The sequence below is a fragment of the Pseudomonas sp. GW704-F2 genome (assembly GCF_059423025.1).
Map to the genome: position 1 here is coordinate 1 of NZ_JBWKXO010000033.1, position 18007 is coordinate 18007.

General features: G+C 62.0%; 14 protein-coding genes and 1 pseudogene. 9 read left to right on the forward strand and 6 right to left on the reverse strand.

Translation table 11 applies throughout. The features are described from left to right. Nucleotides 1–207: 207 nt before the first annotated feature. The 3 genes from AC07W0_RS23235 to AC07W0_RS23245 form a co-directional block, all read right to left on the reverse strand. Nucleotides 208–2172 carry a PAS domain-containing hybrid sensor histidine kinase/response regulator gene (locus tag AC07W0_RS23235; protein ID WP_079444258.1) on the reverse strand — a complete coding sequence of 655 codons (1965 nt, stop codon included), beginning with the start codon at nt 2170–2172 and terminating at the stop codon, nt 208–210. Further along, on the reverse strand, nt 2102–3259 hold the full coding sequence (nosP, locus tag AC07W0_RS23240; protein ID WP_102618595.1) for a nitric oxide-sensing protein NosP: 1158 nt from the start codon (nt 3257–3259) through the stop codon (nt 2102–2104). The genes AC07W0_RS23235 and nosP overlap by 71 nt, the downstream gene beginning before the upstream one ends. A 248-nt stretch (nt 3260–3507) precedes the next feature. After that, nucleotides 3508–4683: a porin gene (locus AC07W0_RS23245; protein ID WP_017847495.1), complete on the reverse strand. Its 1176-nt coding sequence runs from the start codon at nt 4681–4683 to the stop codon at nt 3508–3510. A 319-nt stretch (nt 4684–5002) separates the two neighbouring features. On the opposite strand from AC07W0_RS23245, the gene AC07W0_RS23250 reads away from it, so the two are divergent. Continuing rightward, the gene (locus AC07W0_RS23250; protein WP_046382806.1) at nt 5003–5866 is read left to right on the forward strand and encodes an MBL fold metallo-hydrolase; all 864 of its coding nucleotides are present in this window, start codon (nt 5003–5005) and stop codon (nt 5864–5866) included. A gap of 31 nt (nt 5867–5897) precedes the next feature. On the opposite strand, the gene AC07W0_RS23255 is transcribed toward AC07W0_RS23250, so the two are convergent. Further along, nucleotides 5898–7523, reverse strand: a complete 1626-nt coding sequence (locus AC07W0_RS23255) for a methyl-accepting chemotaxis protein (protein WP_102618596.1) — start codon at nt 7521–7523, stop codon at nt 5898–5900. Between the two features lie 420 nt (nt 7524–7943). Continuing rightward, on the reverse strand, nt 7944–8426 hold the full coding sequence (locus tag AC07W0_RS23260) for an Lrp/AsnC family transcriptional regulator (RefSeq protein WP_017847498.1): 483 nt from the start codon (nt 8424–8426) through the stop codon (nt 7944–7946). A 195-nt stretch (nt 8427–8621) separates the two neighbouring features. On the opposite strand from AC07W0_RS23260, the gene AC07W0_RS23265 reads away from it, so the two are divergent. The 5 genes from AC07W0_RS23265 to AC07W0_RS23285 all read left to right on the forward strand — a co-directional run bounded on the left by AC07W0_RS23265 (nt 8622) and on the right by AC07W0_RS23285 (nt 14784). After that, nucleotides 8622–9857: a 3-methyl-2-oxobutanoate dehydrogenase (2-methylpropanoyl-transferring) subunit alpha gene (locus AC07W0_RS23265; protein WP_057005599.1), complete on the forward strand. Its 1236-nt coding sequence runs from the start codon at nt 8622–8624 to the stop codon at nt 9855–9857. Nucleotide 9858: 1 nt separating this feature from the next. Further along, a complete protein-coding gene (locus tag AC07W0_RS23270; RefSeq protein ID WP_017847500.1) occupies nt 9859–10917 on the forward strand; it encodes an alpha-ketoacid dehydrogenase subunit beta in 1059 nt (352 codons plus the stop codon). Then, entirely contained in the window at nt 10918–12186 is a 1269-nt protein-coding gene (locus AC07W0_RS23275; protein WP_102618598.1) for a dihydrolipoamide acetyltransferase family protein, read from the forward strand. It begins immediately after the preceding gene. Nucleotides 12187–12190: 4 nt separating this feature from the next. Next, a complete protein-coding gene (gene lpdA / locus AC07W0_RS23280) occupies nt 12191–13570 on the forward strand; it encodes a dihydrolipoyl dehydrogenase (protein ID WP_102618599.1) in 1380 nt (459 codons plus the stop codon). 194 nt (nt 13571–13764) lie between these two features. Further along, the gene (locus AC07W0_RS23285) at nt 13765–14784 is read left to right on the forward strand and encodes a branched-chain amino acid aminotransferase (RefSeq protein WP_017847503.1); all 1020 of its coding nucleotides are present in this window, start codon (nt 13765–13767) and stop codon (nt 14782–14784) included. Nucleotides 14785–14913: 129 nt separating this feature from the next. Here the strand turns inward: AC07W0_RS23285 and AC07W0_RS23290 are convergent, their stop codons facing one another. Continuing rightward, nucleotides 14914–15807 carry a GNAT family acetyltransferase gene (locus AC07W0_RS23290; protein ID WP_017847504.1) on the reverse strand — a complete coding sequence of 298 codons (894 nt, stop codon included), beginning with the start codon at nt 15805–15807 and terminating at the stop codon, nt 14914–14916. Nucleotides 15808–16118: 311 nt separating this feature from the next. Here AC07W0_RS23290 and AC07W0_RS23295 point away from each other — a divergent pair. From AC07W0_RS23295 to AC07W0_RS23305, 3 genes and pseudogenes are all read left to right on the forward strand, one after another. Then, nucleotides 16119–16559: pseudogene (locus tag AC07W0_RS23295) on the forward strand (ABC transporter permease subunit); the annotation flags it as partial. Between the two features lie 3 nt (nt 16560–16562). Next, nucleotides 16563–17402 (forward strand): ABC transporter ATP-binding protein, encoded by an 840-nt coding sequence (locus AC07W0_RS23300; RefSeq protein WP_173677838.1) that lies wholly within the window; start codon nt 16563–16565, stop codon nt 17400–17402. Nucleotides 17403–17407: 5 nt separating this feature from the next. Then, nucleotides 17408–17905, forward strand: a complete 498-nt coding sequence (locus AC07W0_RS23305) for an Lrp/AsnC family transcriptional regulator (protein WP_017847507.1) — start codon at nt 17408–17410, stop codon at nt 17903–17905. The last annotated feature ends 102 nt before the right edge of the window (nt 17906–18007 follow it).

Below are 18007 nucleotides of genomic sequence, written 5' to 3' on the forward strand. Positions count from 1 at the left end.
GTTATAGGTGCAGTGACTGACAGTCAGCTATCGGGGGCAAGCCCCCTCCCACATTGGATCTCCATTTGATCTCTGGATCTCTATTGGACCTCTGGATTTCTATTGGATCTCTGGATCTCTGGATCTCTGGTTCTCTGGTTCTCTGGTTCTCTGGTTCTCTGGTTCTCTGGTTCTCTGTTTGATCGCTATTTGAGGAGCGTTCGGTGGTCATTTGCCTAAGAGGTGGCTCATCGCGGTCTTGAGCTTCATCGGCCGCACCGGCTTGTGCATCAAGGTGTGTCCCAGTTCGCGGATCTGCAGCTTCAGTTCGTTACTGTAATTGGCGGTGATCATCATGGCCGGGATCGGGCTGGCGCGCCGGGCGTTGATGCGTGCCACGGCGTCGACGCCGTTCTGCTCATCGTCCAGGTGGTAATCGGCGATCAGCAGGTCGGCCTCGGCGTGATAGTTGTCCACCTGCCGCGCCAGGTCTTGTTCCGATAACGCGGTGACCACCCGGCAGCCCCACCCCTCCAGCAAGGTCCGCATTCCCGCGCAGATCGCCGCGTCGTTATCCAGCACCCACACCCGCGCGCCTTGCAGGCGCTCCAGCATCGGTTCGCTCATGGACGGCTGCGGCAGCGATTTGGGCGCGGTGGCGCTCAAGGGCACGTCCACCGCGAACATCGAGCCCTTGCCCGGCCACGACTTGACGGTGATGCGATGGCCGAGGATGCCGGCGATTTTTTCCACGATGGCCAGGCCCAGGCCCAACCCGCGATCCTGGTCGCGCCGCTGCACATCGCCGCGTTTGAACTCCTGGAAAATTTCCTCCAGGCGATCTTCGGCAATGCCCATGCCACTGTCCCAGACCTGGATCGACAAGCGCTGGTGCTGGCGGCGGCAGCCCAGCACCACGCGCCCCGAGTAGGTGTAGCGAATCGCATTGCTCAGCAGGTTGCGCAGAATCCGCGCCAGCAGCTGGATATCGCTGCGCACCAGCGCCGAGCAGCCGACGAAGTGCAACTCCAGGCCTTCGCTGCGCGCCAGTTGGGTGAATTCGACGGCGAGGTTGTCGAGCAGCTCGCTGAGGGCGAACGGGGCGATATCGGCTTTGATCACCCCGGCATCCAGCTTGGAAATATCGACCAGGGTGCCCAACAGGTTTTCCACGTCTTCCAGCGAGTTGCTCACGTTGCGCACCAGGGTTTCATTGGCCTGGGGTTCGCGGCGTTCGAGCAAGGCGCCGGTGAACAACCGCGCGGCGTTCAGTGGTTGCAACAGGTCGTGGCTGACGGCGGCGAGGAATTTGGTTTTCGACAGGTTGGCCTGCTCGGCTTCGAGCTTGGCTTCGCGCAGGCGCGATTCCACGCGGCGGCGCTCGTCGATTTCGCGCAGCAACTGGTCGTTCAGCGAAGTCAGTTCCGAGGTGCGCTGGGCGACGCGCAGCTCCAGGTTCTGATAGGCCTGGTGCAAGGCTTCGGCGGTGCGCCGGCGCTCGGTGATGTCGCGGATCAGCACAAAGATCCCCACCACTTCGCCACTGGCCAGGCGGTTGGGCACGTAGGAGCGCAGCATGTAGCGCTCCTGGTTGTTGATGTTGGTTTCGGCGAATTCGAAGGTCACGCTCTCCCCCGCCAGCGCCCGCGAGACGTAGGCATCCAGGCGCTGACAGTGTTGTTCGCTGTGGACTTCGCGCAGGCTCTGGCCGAGCATCATGCCCCGCGGCCAGCAGTACCATTCTTCATAGACCTTGTTGGTGAACTCATACACCAGGTCGGCATTCAGGTAGCCGATCAGCGCCGGCACATGGTCGGTGATCAGGCGAATCCAGCGCTCGCTCTCCTGCGCCTTTTGCGCCGCGGCCTGCTCGCGGCGCAGGGTTTCGGCGCGCAGGCGGGCGTTGATCAGTAAGTGGTTGCTGGCGCGCAGTTCGGCCATCGCCTGGTTCAGCGCGTCGGTGCGCTCGCGCACTTGTTCGGCGAGCACCACCGAGTGCTGGAACGTGGTGTAGGGGTCGTTGCCCTGGGTCACCCCGGACTCGATGCGCTCGATCAGCGCCGCGTTGATCCGCGTCAGCTTGTAGTTGTCCAGGCGCAGTCGCGCCAACTCGGCCAACAGTTCATTGCGATCCTGGGGCTCGCCCTCGGGCAATGGCGACGCCGGTGAAGGTCTGGTTGATATGCATGCCATTGAACTGTTCTCCGTAGGTGTTGAACCCCATCACCCGCTGGTCGCGCAGGAAGCCGCCGATCTGCTCCAGGGTGCCGCTGTCTTCCAGCTCCAGGCGGCGCAGGAAGCAGTCGCAGCCAATGGTCAGCAGCAGCTCGCCGAGGCGCGATTGCAGGCCGTCGAACAGGGTTACCAGGTTCGGCAGGATCGGCCCGGGTGTCATCACCGTGAGGACGATGCCGTTTTCCACGGCGCAGTAGAAACTCAGGCTCAGGTCGTCATGCACCTGCTGGATCGCCCTGACGTAGTACTGGTCGTGGATACGTACCGCCAGCGGGTGCGCGGCGAAGATGCGGTGGTCGAGGTCGGCCACGGCCACGCCGATGTGTCGCGCGTACTCCTCGGCGGCGGGCTCGGCGTTGAGCTCGAACACTCGCCGCGACGGGCTGTCGGCGCCGGTCACCACGAGTTTTTCCGCACGCGGCAGAATGTGGTGGGTGGTGAACACCTCGAAGTCCAGCCAGGTATTGACCAGCACCACCACGGCCGCGCCGCTGTGGAACGCGCCGTTGAAATACACATGGGTGTGCGTGAGGTAATTGTCGTCGCCGGCCGAGCCGCCGAAATGCGGGATATCGCCGAGCGCCGCGCTGAGGGCCGCGAGCACCATTTCTTCACGGCTGGACAGGCCGTCGAGCAAGGTCAGGGCGAAGGTGTTGCCCTTGATCGGCGCCAGGGTGTTGCTGCGACAGCCGCCCACCAGGCGTTCGACCATGTGCTGGGCGTCGATCAGGCTGAAGTGTTCCACCTGGTCGATCAGTTCGGTGGCAATCGAAAAATGCGCGTGGTTAAAGCCCATCGCCGTCACGCAATTGCGCCCGTAGCCTTGGGGTGTGATCTCGCCGGCGCTGGTGCAACCGACGAGGCGCACATTGCCGAAACAACGTTGCAGGGCTTGGCCGAGCGCCTGCAGGTCGTAGGAAGCCGAGCAGAAAAACAGCACGAAGCCCAGGTACGGATGCAGCAGTTGCTCGGCCAATTCTTCGGCGGCCTGCCCGGCATCGGTGGCCAGAGACATGGCACTGACTACGCCTTCATGGTTGTGCATCGTCGACTCTCCGCTCTGAGGCATGAGTGTACGAAGGCTGGGGGGGCGGAACCTATGCTACTTGGGTACTGGGTGGGGGGATGCGATGGGATGAGACGTTCAGGATGCAGGTAATCAAATGTGGGAGGGAGCTTGCTCCCGATGGCGGTGGATCAGCTACAAATGAGCCAACTGAACCACCGCTATCGGGGGCAAGCCCCCTCCCACATTTTGACCGCGTACCACTTAAAGACCAGGGCAGTCAGGTTTTACCAGGTGAGTACGGCACCGACGGCGAAGGTGTCGGTGTCTTCATTTTGTGCGCTGGTGTCATGCCCCTTGATCTGGAACTGGTTGTATTCAGCGACCAGCTTCAGGTTGTCGTTCACGTCGTGAAACAGCGCAATGCCACGGGTGTCATAGTCCGCGCCGCTGCCCACCACGCCGTTGCCGTCGTCCTTGGTTTTGCCATACGACAGCGCCAGGCGGTTCTTGCCCAGCTTGTAGGAGCCTTGCAGCAGGTAGCCGTTGCTGTCGACATTGCGCAGGGTCGCTTCGCCGGCATTGTTGGTGAAGAACGGGTTGATGCCCTTGGCCTGGAAGCCCGAGCCGGTCAGGGACAGGCCGCCCATTTTCGCCTGCACGCCGTAGCCCACGCCTTTGGAGGTGACGCTGTCGACGTTGGAATCGGTGTTGTCCGAAGTCTGGTAGCTGCCGTTGAGCCAGCTGTAGATCTTCGCCCCGCCCAGGTCGAACTGGTAGGTGATCTCGCTCTCGGTACGCGGGTTTTTCTGGTAGGCCTTGCCTTGGGGGCTGCTGTCGTTGGTATCGACCGGGTCGAGGATGCCGACGGCAACACGCAGGCCGTCCATCACCGGGGTGCGGTAGGTGATCTGCGAGGTCGGGAACGGGTATGGATAGCCGCTGCCGATATTGCCGAACGAAACCCCGCCGCCGTCGACCAGGCCGAGGCTGTCGCTGACCTGGCCGTAGCCCGCGAGCAATTCGTCGAGCAGGATGTTGGAGCGGGCGAACAGGCCGAAGTCCTTGCCGATCAGCACTTCGCCCCACTCCGGGTTGGCTACGGTGCCGTAGAACTGGCGCACATCGATGGCAGTGTCGGTGCCGTTGGTCTGGCTGTCGTTGATGGTCACCCAGAACGAGGCACGGGCGCCGAGCTTGAGGTCGTCGGCCTGCTTGGTCATGTTGAAGCCCAGGTAGTTGGGCAAAAAGCCCATCTTCACCCGGGCCTGGCGGCGGTCGTATTGGTCACCGGCGCGGTCTACGTTGCTGTTGACGTAGAAGGCGTTGATGTAGCCATCGGTGGAGAAGGTGGTTTCGTCTTTGTCGTACAGCATGATTTCGGCGCTGGCGAACGGGCTCAGGCCCAGGCCGACGAGAAACACAGGCAACAGACGCAGGGGGAGTTTCTTATTGTTATGCATGGTGCGCTCCGCAACGGGGACATGATGTCGGAGGCGATTATCGAAAGCTGCCAGGCCACGGCCTACGCTGCCTTGGCGCCAATTTCAGGGTGCTTTGGACGGGCAGCGGGGGCTCGGCAAATTCGGTGTAAGACCGGCCCGTTCACAGACGCGGCACTTAGGGTGTAAGACCGACCCTGAACAACATGCCGAAAGACCGTATCATGTCCTGTTACAGGTCGACCCTTTGCCTCGCAGCGTTTTTTTCCCTTAATCTGCCAAGTCCATGTGGGACACATCGCGAATGTAACCCGCAGCCCGCCACCAAGGACCGCCGCCCATGCCCGCGTTGATTCAGGCTTTTCTGGACGAGGCATCGTCGACCTACACCTATGTGGTGCATGAGGCCGACGATGGCCCCTGCGCCATCGTCGACTCGGTGCTCAATTACGACCCGGCCTCCGGGCGCACCGACACACGCCAGGCCGACAAGGTGATCGCCTACGTGCGCGAACATCGCTTGCAGGTGCAATGGCTGCTGGAAACCCACGCCCATGCCGACCATCTGTCCGCCGCGCCTTACCTGCGCCGGACGTTGGGCGGCAAGATCGCCATTGGCCAGGCCATCAGCAAGGTGCAGCACGTGTTCAAGCACCTGTTCAACCTGGAGCCGGAATTTCGCGTCGACGGTTCGCAGTTCGACCACCTGTTCGCCCCGGATGAAATCTTCCCTATCGGCAACTTGAAGGCCCAGGCCTTGCACGTGCCCGGCCACACCCCGGCGGACATGGCCTACCTGATCGACGATCAACTGATCCTGGTCGGCGACACCCTGTTCATGCCCGACGTCGGCACCGCCCGCTGCGACTTCCCCGGTGGCGATGCACACCAGCTGTATGCGTCGATGCGCAAGCTCCTGGCCTTCCCGCCGCAGACCCGACTGTACGTATGCCACGACTACCCGCCACAAGGCCGTGAGGCCCGGTGCCAGACCACCGTGGCCGAGCAGCGCGCGGGCAATATCCATGTGCATGACGGGGTGGATGAAGCGGCGTTTGTGCAGATGCGGACCCAGCGCGATGCCGGGCTGGGGATGCCGACACTGCTGCTGCCGGCGATCCAGGTGAATGTGCGGGCGGGGAATCTGCCGCCGCCCGAAGAGAATGGGGTGGTGTACCTGAAGATCCCGCTCAATCAGCTCTGAACGCGCTGAACCGGCCACCTGCGTCGCGGGTTCACGCGATGGAGAACTGAGCCACAATCTGCTTGAGATCCATCGCCAGCTTCGACAGTTCGTGGCTGGCAATCGACGTTTGCCCGGCGGCCGACGAACTCTGGATCGACAGGTCGCGAATGCTGATCAGGTTCTGGTCGACGGAGCGCGCCACATGCGCCTGTTCTTCGGAGGCCGTCGCGATCAACTGGTTCCGGTCGTTGATGTCGGCAATCGCTTCGGTGATCTGAGTGATGGCCTGGCCTGCTTCGTGGGCGATTTTCAGCGAGTCCACCGCTTCGCTGCGGTTCATGGTCATCGACGACACCGCCTCGTTGGAACAGACCTGGATCTTCGCGATCATCTGCTCGATTTCCTGTGTCGAGGTCTGGGTCCGGTGAGCCAGCGCCCGCACTTCATCGGCCACCACCGCAAACCCTCGGCCTTGCTCGCCGGCCCGCGCCGCTTCGATGGCGGCGTTCAGCGCCAGCAGGTTGGTCTGTTCGGCAATCGAGCGGATCACTTCCACCACCCGTGCGATGTCCTGGGCCTGCTTGGCCAGGCCTTCGACTTCCATACCGGTCTGCTGCACGGTGGCGCTGAGTTTTTCAATCGACGCGATGGTCTGGGTCACACGCTCCTGGCCGATTTGGGCCGAGCGTTGGGAGTCCTGGGTCGACTGGGAGGCCGAGACGGCATTGCGCGCGACTTCTTCCACCGCTGCGGTCATCTCATTGACCGCCGTGGCGGCCTGGTCGGTTTCCATGCTCTGGCGCTCGATACCGGCGCTGGACTCACGGGTAATCGAACTCATCTCTTCGGCAGCCGAGGCCAACTGCCCGGAGGCTTCGGAGATGTGCTGCAAAGTGGTTTTGAGGTTCATCTGCATCGCGGCAGTCGATTGTTGCAACTCCGTCAGCTCATCCTTGCCGTTGACGGCGATGGCCACGCGCAGATCACCGTCGGCGATCTTGGAGGTCGACACCAGCAACTCACGCACTGGGGTAATGATACTGCGGGTAAACAGGCTCGCGACGACCACGGTCAACAGCACTGAAGCGCCCATCAGCACCCAGGTAAACAGACGAGTCGCGTTGTATTCGCTGGAGGCGATCCGCACCGCCTCATTGGAGCCGCGCTCGTTCAGGGTGATCAGGTCGTTGATCGAGTCCTGCGCCTTGAGGGCGACGGGGGCCTGCACGTCGCTCAGATAAGCGGCAATCTGCGCAGAGGAGCCTGTGGTAGAGAGCGCCAGAAATTCATCGATCTTCTGGTTGTAAGTGCCAATACTGCTCATGATTTCGTCATATTTGGCCTGCTCCTCGGGGCTCGACACCATGGGAGCGTAGCTCTGGGCGATCTTCATCAACTCCGATCGGACACTTTGAAGGCTATCCCGTGAACTTTGATCCTGCCGGGCACTGTCCATGGCAAAACGGCGCAACTCCAGACGCAACTTAAACAGGGCTGAATCGATTCTTCCGGCCAGGCGAATACTGGGCAGCCAGTTGCTTTCAATCTCGATGGTTGAAGAATAGACGGAATCGACTTTTACCAGCGTCATGCCCCCTTGTATTAACAGCAGAATGCAAACCACTCCGAAACAAAGGGTGGTACGTAGATTCAATTTCAGGGATCTCATAGACATCTCGATTCACCTTTTACGTGGAATTGTTAGTTAGGTGGCTTATAGCTACTAATTTGTTTAATAACGCGTGAAAAATTCGTGAGCGATCAAGGAAATTTTTACGATGCAAGAAAAAAACCCCGTTCTTTTTAATTACTTAGCTAAACAACAAAACTCATCCAGCCTGAAGCCCAAAGCGCGTTGGAAGTCAATCGGGCCAGGCCGCAATATTTAGAATGCGAAGTTAGATTAAAGTCGTAGGGTACACGGCACCTTGGCGGCTGATTCTCCATGACTTGTCCGGCCACTTGAATGGGGAACGTAGCCGATACAATAGAGCGCTCAGGTAAAATATACATTGACAGGTGTCAATACTAAAAAGCGCGCGCGCCAATAAAGAGCAATGCATGAGTTGCGTTGCGTTGCGCCGCGAACCTTGTCTCAGACCATCAATCCATCCGGCGGCAGTGGCAACGCGGTCTTATAGCGCACTTGTTTAAGAGCGAAGCTGGAGCGGATATTGGCAACACCTGGCACTTTGGTCAGAAAGTCCATCATGAAACGCTCCAGCGACTGGATCGTCGGCACCAACACACGGATCAAGTAGTCCGGGTCGCCGGCCATCAAGTAGCACTCCATCACCTCGGGCCGGTCGGAAATCGCCCCTTCAAATTGCTGCAAGGCCAGTTCGTTCTGCTTTTCCAGGCTGACATGGATAAACACGTTGACGTGCAGCCCCAGCAGGTCGGCATCGAGCAAGGTTACCTGGTCGCGAATCAGGCCCAGTTCTTCCATCGCCTTGACCCGATTGAAACACGGCGTGGGCGACAGGTTGACCGAGCGGGCGAGGTCGGCGTTGGTGATGCGCGCATTCTCCTGCAGGGCGTTGAGAATGCCGATATCGGTACGGTCCAGTTTGCGCATGAGACAAAATCACCTGTTTATTATGTTTATGCAGTTTTTTTATCCGCAAATGAGCCAGAGCGCAACGAAACACAGATAAATATTCTTCTACGCCCCGCCTATGATTGTTGTAGGACAAGATTTCTCCTACCCGGAGGATGACGGTCAGCTAGCGCGCCCACTACAAGAAATTCACAAGATCGAGCGTAGAAAGCCATGAACCAGCCGTATGCACCACTGCGCCTGCACGTTCCCGAACCCTCGGGCCGTCCAGGCTGCAAGACTGACTTTACCTACCTGCGTCTGACCGACGCCGGCCTGGTGCGCAAACCCAGCATCGACGTAGAACCCGCCGACACCGCCGATTTGGCCAAGGGCCTGATCCGCGTGCTCGATGACCAGGGCCAGGCCCTCGGTCCGTGGGCTGAAGACGTGCCTGTCGAGATCCTGCGCCGGGGCATGCGCGCCATGCTCAAGACGCGCATCTTCGACAACCGCATGGTGGTCGCCCAGCGTCAGAAAAAAATGTCGTTCTACATGCAGAGCCTCGGCGAAGAAGCCATCGGCAGCGCCCAGGCCCTGGCCCTGAACATCGACGACATGTGCTTCCCCACCTACCGTCAGCAAAGCATCCTGATGGCCCGCGACGTGCCGCTGGTGGACCTGATCTGCCAACTGCTGTCCAACGAGCACGACCCGCTCAAGGGCCGGCAACTGCCGATCATGTATTCGGTGAAAGACGCCGGCTTCTTCACCATTTCCGGCAACCTTGCCACCCAATTCGTACAAGCCGTGGGCTGGGGCATGGCCTCGGCGATCAAGGGCGATACCAAGATCGCCTCGGCCTGGATCGGCGACGGCGCCACTGCCGAATCGGACTTCCACACCGCCCTCACCTTCGCCCACGTCTACCGCGCGCCGGTGATTCTCAACGTGGTCAACAACCAGTGGGCCATCTCCACCTTCCAGGCCATCGCCGGCGGTGAAGCCACCACCTTCGCCGGACGCGGCGTCGGGTGCGGCATCGCCTCCCTGCGCGTGGACGGCAACGACTTCATCGCGGTGTACGCCGCTTCCGCCTGGGCCGCCGAACGCGCGCGTCGCAACCTCGGCCCGACCCTGATCGAATGGGTCACCTACCGCGCCGGCCCGCACTCCACGTCGGATGATCCGTCCAAGTACCGCCCCGCCGACGACTGGAGCCACTTCCCCCTGGGCGACCCGATTGCGCGCCTCAAGCAGCACCTGATCAAGATCGGCCAGTGGTCCGAAGAGGAACACGCGACGGTCAGTGCCGAACTGGAGGCCGAAGTGGTCAAGGCGCAGAAAGCAGCCGAACAGTACGGCACCCTCGCCGGCGGCCAGATTCCAAGCGCCGCGACCATGTTCGAAGACGTCTACAAAGAGATGCCGGAGCACTTGAAGCGCCAGCGTCAAGAGTTGGGGGTCTGACATGAACGATCACAACAACAGCATCGAATTGGAAACCGCCATGACCACCACCACCATGACCATGATCCAGGCCCTGCGCTCGGCCATGGACGTGATGCTTGAGCGTGACGACAACGTGGTGGTGTTCGGCCAGGACGTCGGCTATTTCGGCGGCGTATTCCGTTGCACCGAAGGCTTGCAGAACAAGTACGGCAGTTCGCGGGTGTTTGACGCGCCGATCTCCGAAAGCGGCATCGTCGGCGTGGCGGTGGGCATGGGCGCCTACGGCCTGCGCCCGGTGGCGGAAATCCAGTTCGCCGACTACGTCTACCCAGCCAGCGACCAGATCATCTCCGAAGCGGCACGCCTGCGTTATCGCTCGGCCGGCCAGTTCACCGCGCCGTTGACCCTGCGCATGCCCTGCGGCGGCGGCATCTACGGCGGCCAGACCCACAGCCAGAGCATCGAAGCGGTGTTCACCCAGGTCTGCGGTCTGCGCACGGTGATGCCGTCCAACCCCTATGACGCCAAGGGCCTGTTGATCGCCTCGATCGAAAACGACGACCCGGTGATCTTCCTCGAGCCCAAGCGCCTGTACAACGGCCCATTCGACGGCCACCACGACCGCCCGGTAACGCCGTGGTCGAAACACCCGCAGGCGCAAGTGCCGGACGGTTACTACAGCGTGCCGCTGGACGTGGCCGCGATCGTGCGTCCGGGTTCGGCCGTCACCGTGCTGACCTACGGCACCACCGTGTACGTGTCGCAAGTCGCCGCCGAAGAAACCGGTATCGACGCCGAGGTCATCGACCTGCGCAGCCTGTGGCCGCTGGACCTGGAAACCATCGTCAACTCGGTGAAAAAGACCGGACGTTGCGTGGTGGTGCATGAAGCCACCCGCACCTGCGGCTTTGGCGCCGAGCTGGTGGCGCTGGTGCAGGAACATTGCTTCCACCACCTGGAAGCGCCGATCGAACGCGTCACCGGTTGGGACACCCCCTACCCGCACGCGCAGGAATGGGCGTATTTCCCAGGGCCGTCCCGTGTGGGCGCGGCGTTGAAACGGGTCATGGAGGTCTGAATGGGCACGCACGTTATCAAGATGCCGGACATTGGCGAAGGCATCGCAGAAGTTGAACTTTCGGCCTGGCATGTGAAGGTCGGCGACCTGGTCGTCGAAGACCAGGTGCTGGCGGATGTGATGACCGACAAGGCGATGGTGGACATTCCCTCGCCGGTCCACGGCAAGGTACTTGCCCTCGGCGGCGAGCCGGGTGAAGTCATGGCCGTGGGCAGTGTGCTGATCAGCATCGAAGTGGAAGGCGCGGGCAATACCAAAGACGTGCCGATGGCGGCTGAACCGGCCAAGGCGGCGCCTGCGCCGGTGGCGCAAAGCAAGCCGGCCCCGGCGGTAGAAAGCACACTGGCGCTCAAACCGTCCGTCGCGCCCCAGGCCCCCGTGGCCCGCGATGCCAACGAGCGTCCGCTGGCCTCCCCCGCCGTGCGCAAGCATGCGCTGGATGCAGGCATTCCCCTGCGCCTGGTGCAGGGGTCCGGTCCGGCGGGCCGGATTCTGCACGAAGATTTGGACGCTTACTTGCTCCAGAGTCCGGCGAAAAAAACTACGGCCGCCAACCCCTACGCCGAACGCAACGACGAAGAACAGATCCCGGTGATCGGCATGCGCCGCAAAATCGCCCAGCGCATGCAGGACGCCACCCGGCGCGCCGCGCATTTCAGCTATGTGGAAGAGATCGACGTCACCGCCCTCGACGAACTGCGCGTACACCTCAATGAAAAACACGGCGCGACACGCGGCAAGCTGACGCTGCTGCCGTTCATCGTGCGCGCCATGGTCGTGGCGTTGCGCGATTTCCCACAGATCAATGCGCGTTACGACGACGAAGCCCAGGTCATCACCCGCCTCGGTGCGGTGCATGTGGGCGTCGCCACCCAGAGCGATGTGGGCCTGATGGTGCCGGTGGTGCGCCACGCCGAAGCACGCAGCCTGTGGGGCAATGCCGAGGAAATCGCGCGTTTGGCCAACGCCGCGCGTAATGGCAAGGCCAACCGCGACGAACTGTCGGGGTCGACCATCACCCTGACCAGCCTCGGCGCCTTGGGCGGCATCGTCAGCACGCCGGTGCTGAACCTGCCGGAAGTGGCCATCGTCGGCGTCAACCGCATCGTCGAGCGGCCGATGGTGATCAAGGGCCAGATCGTGATCCGCAAGATGATGAACCTCTCCAGCTCGTTCGATCACCGCGTGGTCGACGGCATGGACGCGGCGCAATTCATCCAGGCCATTCGCGGCCTGCTCGAACAACCCGCCAGCCTGTTCCTGGAGTAAGGGCATGACTCAGACATTGCACACCACCCTGCTGATCATCGGCGGCGGCCCTGGCGGTTATGTGGCGGCGATCCGCGCCGGCCAGCTGGGCATCCCGACCATCCTCGTGGAAGGCCAGGCGCTGGGCGGCACCTGCCTGAATATCGGCTGCATCCCGTCCAAGGCCTTGATCCACGTGGCCGAACAGTTCCAGCAGACCGTACACCACAGCCAGGGCTCCCAACTGGGCATCGAAGTGGATGTGCCGACCCTGGACATCCGCAAAAGCGTGGCTTGGAAAGACGCCATCGTCGACCGCCTGACCAGCGGGGTTGCCGCGCTGCTGAAGAAACACAAGGTGCAGGTCATCCACGGGTGGGCCAAGGTGGTGGACGGCAAGACCGTCGACGTCGACGGCCAGCGTATCCAGTGCGAAAACCTGCTGCTGGCCACCGGCTCGAAAAGCGTCAACCTGCCGATGCTGCCGATCGGCGGGCCGATCATCTCGTCCACCGAAGCGCTGGCGCCGACCCGCGTGCCCAAGCGCCTGATTGTGGTGGGTGGCGGTTATATCGGCCTGGAACTGGGGATTGCCTACCGCAAGCTGGGCGCCGAAGTCAGCGTGGTCGAAGCGCAGGAGCGTATCCTGCCGGCCTACGACGCCGAGCTGACCCAGCCGGTGGCCGAGTCGCTCAAGCAATTGGGCGTGAAGCTGTACCTCAAGCACAGCGTCACCGGCTTTGAGCACAACCGCCTGCAAGTGCGCGACCCGAAGGGCGACACCGTGTCGCTGGAGACCGATCAGGTGCTGGTCGCCGTCGGTCGCACCCCCAACACCCGGGGCTGGAACCTCGAAGCGCTGGACCTGGAGATGCACGGCGCGGCGGTCAGGATCGACCACCGCTGCCAGACCAGCATGCGCAATGTGTGGGCCATCGGCGACCTCAGCGGCGAGCCGATGCTCGCGCACCGGGCCATGGCCCAGGGCGAAATGGTCGCCGAACTGATCAGCGGTCAACACCGCGAATTCAACCCGGCGGCGATCCCGGCCGTGTGCTTTACCGACCCGGAGCTGGTGGTGGTCGGCAAGTCGCCCGACGAGGCCAAGGCGGCGGGGCTGGACTGCATCGTGTCGAGCTTCCCGTTCGCGGCCAATGGTCGGGCCATGACCCTGGAGTCGAAAAGCGGCTTCGTGCGGGTGGTGGCGCGGCGTGACAATCATCTGATTGTCGGCTGGCAGGCGGTTGGCGTCGGCGTGTCCGAGCTGTCCACCGCCTTTGGGCTGAGCCTGGAAATGGGCGCACGCCTGGAAGACGTGGCCGGCACCATCCACGCCCACCCGACCCTAGGCGAAGCCGTCCAGGAAGCCGCCCTACGAGCGCTGGGCCACGCCCTCCACCTGTAAAAAACGCCCCGCGGGCTTTTGTGGGAGGGGGCTTGCCCCCGATAGCGGTGGCCCAGTCAACGCATGTGCCGACTGGCGCGCCCTCATCGAGGGCAAGCCCCCTCCCACAAAAGCCCGCTCCCACATGAAGCAAGAATGCAGTATTGTTGCGCCCATTCAGAAAAAAACCGACTTGACCAGAGATAGAGGGTGTCATGGGTAACGAAAGCATCAATTGGGACAAGCTGGGTTTTGACTACATCAAGACCGACAAGCGGTTTATCCAGACCTGGAAAAACGGCGAGTGGCAAGCGGGCACCCTGACCGAAGACAACGTGCTGCACATCAGCGAGGGCTCCACCGCCCTGCACTACGGCCAACAGTGCTTTGAAGGCCTCAAGGCCTATCGCTGCAAGGACGGCTCGATCAACCTGTTCCGCCCGGACCAGAACGCAGCGCGCATGCAGCGCAGTTGCGGTCGCCTGTTGATGCCGCAAGTGCCGACCGAAGCCTTCATCGACGCCTGCAAGCAAGTGGTTCGTGCCAACGAGCGGTTCATCCCGCCGTATGGCAGCGGCGGCGCGCTGTACCTGCGCCCGTTCGTGATCGGCACCGGTGACAACATCGGCGTGCGTACCGCGCCGGAGTTCATCTTCTCGGTGTTCGCGATCCCGGTCGGCGCCTACTTCAAGGGCGGCCTGGTGCCGCACAACTTCCAGATCTCCGGCTACGACCGCGCCGCGCCACACGGCACCGGTGCCGCCAAGGTCGGTGGCAACTACGCCGCCAGCCTGCTGCCAGGTTCCGAAGCGAAAAAAGCCGGCTTCGCCGACAGCATCTACCTGGACCCGGCCACGCACTCGAAGATCGAGGAAGTCGGTTCGGCCAACTTCTTCGGGATCACCCGAGACAACAAGTTCATCACGCCGAAGTCGCCTTCGGTACTGCCAGGCATCACCCGCATGTCGCTGATCGAACTGGCCAAGACCCGCCTGGGCCTGGAAGTGGTCGAAGGCGAAGTGTTCATCGACCAACTGGATATCTTCCAGGAAGCCGGTGCCTGCGGGACGGCTGCCGTGATCTCGCCGATCGGCGGTATCGAGTACCAGGGCAAACTGCACGTGTTCTACAGCGAGACCGAAGTCGGCCCGATCACCCAGAAGCTCTATAAAGAGCTGACCGGCGTGCAATCCGGCGACGTCGAAGCGCCAGAAGGCTGGATCGTCAAGGTCTAACCCCGCCACACCGCAATACCCTGTAGGAGGGGGCTTGCCCCCGATAGCGGAGTGTCAGTCACTGGAGGTATCGACTGACCCACCGTCATCGGGGGCAAGCCCCCTCCCACATTTGATCTGCGATCATTCTCAGGATTGAGTCGGGATATTTTCCACCATCTTCTTGCCCATGCTGATCCTCGGCTCCACCCCGTACCCCAACGCCTCGTAGAACCCCACCACCGTGTCATTGCCGCCGGTGATCTGCAGGTTGATCTTCATACACCCCAAGGCGCTCAAGGCCTGCTCCGCGTGCCGCACCAGCGACGCACCCAGCCCTTGCCGGCGATAGTCGGCGCGCACCGCCACCGAATACAACCAACCACGATGCCCGTCGTACCCCGCCAGAACAGTACCGATCACGACGTTCTTATCCGTCGCCACGAAGAACAGCCCGTCATTGACCGCCAGCTTCTTATCGATCGCCAGGGTCGGCAGGTTGTGCGCGGTGTCATAACCAAAAGCGTCCTGCCACAACGTAACCACCTGCGCCCGGTGCAGACGGTCGCGGTAGACGCCGATGGGGTGACGCGACGACAGCGCTTTCTCCATCACCAACGTGCGCTCGTTGCCATGGTAGACGTCGCGCACGGTGTGAAAGCCCAATTTGGTATAGAACGACTCGGCGCTCAGCGAAGACGGCACGTTCAACACCGTCACCCCGGCCTCGCGGGCGCGCAATTCGATTTCGATCATCAGCAGCCGACCGATGCCCTGCCCTTGCAGCGCCGGGTTGACGAACACCGAGCGCACCACATTACCGTCAAGGGAAGCGGTGGCGACGATCACCTCGTCCTGAACCGCCACCAGCACCGACCGACGCCGGAGCAGTTCGAGCACCGCATCGGGTGTGAAGTTGCCCGCCACCCGGGCGATCACATCCGCCGGGTAATCCCGCGCATTACTGCTGTGCAAGGCGGCGAGGATGACCCGGCTGATCCCATCTGCATCGGCGGCCTGGGCAATACGAACGGCGATAGACATGCACTCTCCTTCCTGACTCGGATACCACAACCACCCCCATACTAATGTGGGAGCTGGCTTGCCTGCGATAGCGCTCCGTCAGCCAACCTATCCGCCACCGCTTGATCGCATTCCAGCCCGCACAGCCGATTCGGCTGCCACACCCCACTTTTCAGCTTTCCCGGCTGAGCGCCGCCTCGGTTTCAGCCGGGATTCCTCCGTCAGCCCGCACAAAATAGCTCCACTGCTCAACCCATGGATTCGTGCCCCCATGCAAACCACCAACACCGTCTTGATGATTCGCCCGGCGCGCTTTGCCTTCAACCCGGACACCCCTGCTCAACCAGTTCTTCCGCAACGCGTTGAACTGCACGCTGCTGGCGTTCGTCCTCAACACCTGTGCCTACACCGTGGAAATCTTCGCCGGGGCGATCCGCAACATTCCCCATGGCGAAATCGAAGCGGTACGCGCCTATGGCCTGCACGGCTGGCGACTGAACCTGTTTGTGGTGGTGCCCGCCGCGCTGCGCCGTGCGTTGCCGGCCTACAGCAATGAAATGATCCTGATGCTGCACGCCACGTCGCTGGCGTTTACCGCCACCGTCGCCGACATCCTCAAGGTGGCCCGCGATGCGAATGCCGAGACGTTCCTGACGTTCCAGGCCTTCGGTATCGCCGCGCTGCTCTACATGCTGCTGTCCTTTGCACTGGTGGGCCTGTTTCGACTGGCCGAACGTCGCTGGATGCGTTTTCTTGTTCCTACCCGAGGCTAACCCATGAATCAGTCCGCGCAGGCCCTGGCCACTTATCCCGTCGATACACTCGCAGACCCTATCGCCAAGGCGGCGACGGCGGCGGTCAAACTGCAAGTCGAAGGCATCCACAAACGCTACGGCGAACATGAAGTGCTCAAGGGCGTTTCCCTCAACGCACGCAACGGCGATGTGATCAGCCTGATCGGCGCCAGCGGCTCGGGCAAAAGCACGATGCTGCGCTGCATCAACTTTCTCGAACAGCCGGACGCCGGGGTCATCACCCTGGACGGCATCAGCATCGAAATGCGCCAGGGCCGCGCCGGCACCCGCGCACCGCACCAGGCGCAACTGCAGAACCTGCGCACACGCCTGGCCATGGTGTTCCAGCATTTCAACCTGTGGAGCCACATGACCGTGCTGGAAAACATCACCATGGCCCCGCGTCGGGTGTTGGGCGTGAGTGCGGCCGAGGCGGAACGACGTGCGCGGCTGTACCTGGACAAGGTCGGCTTGCCGGGCCGGGTGGCGGATCAATACCCGGCGTTTCTGTCCGGCGGCCAGCAGCAGCGCGTCGCCATCGCCCGCGCCTTGGCGATGGAACCGGAAATCATTCTGTTCGACGAACCGACCTCCGCCTTGGACCCTGAGCTTGTAGGAGAAGTCCTCAAAGTCATACAGACGTTGGCTGAGGAAGGTCGTACCATGTTGATGGTCACCCACAAAATGGGCTTTGCCCGCCAGGTGTCCAGCCAAGTGCTGTTTTTGCACCAGGGCCGCGTCGAAGAACAAGGCGGTGCCGAAATTCTCGACCATCCCAACAGCGAACGCTTGCAGCAATTTCTTTCCAACCGCTTGAAGTGAAACCCATGGATACCAAGGCCAACGGACCCCATTCCTCCCCTGCGCTGGATCGCATCGATGAGGCGATCATCGACGTGCTGCGGCATCAGGGGCGTATCACCTACGAGAAGCTCTCGTCGCTGGTGCATCTGACCCCCAGGCCGTGCCTGGAACGGGTGCGCAAGCTCGAACGGCGCGGGGTGATCCGCGGGTACGGGGCGATCATCGACGTGCAGATGGTCTCACCGGGGCTGTCGCTGCTGGTGCTGGTGGCCTTGTCCAACCAGAGCGGGCGCTCGGCGCAAAAGGCCTTCGAAGCCTGCGTCAAATCCTGCCCGCAGGTGTTCGAATGCCAGTTGATCAGCGGGCCGTTCGACTACAGCCTGCGCATGCGTTGCCGGGATATGGAACATTACCGGGTGCTGACGGAGACCTGGTTGAACAACGATGAGTTGCACATCGACAAATTGGTGGCCCACCCCGAACTCGCGGTAGTCAAAAACACCGCCACCGAACTGGCCTGATCCCCAGACACCAAAGATCAAATGTGGATCAGATAGGGCTCATTCTGCTCTTGGGCGCGGCCTTATAGCCGACCACATCCTGGAAGCCGAACGCGGTCAAAA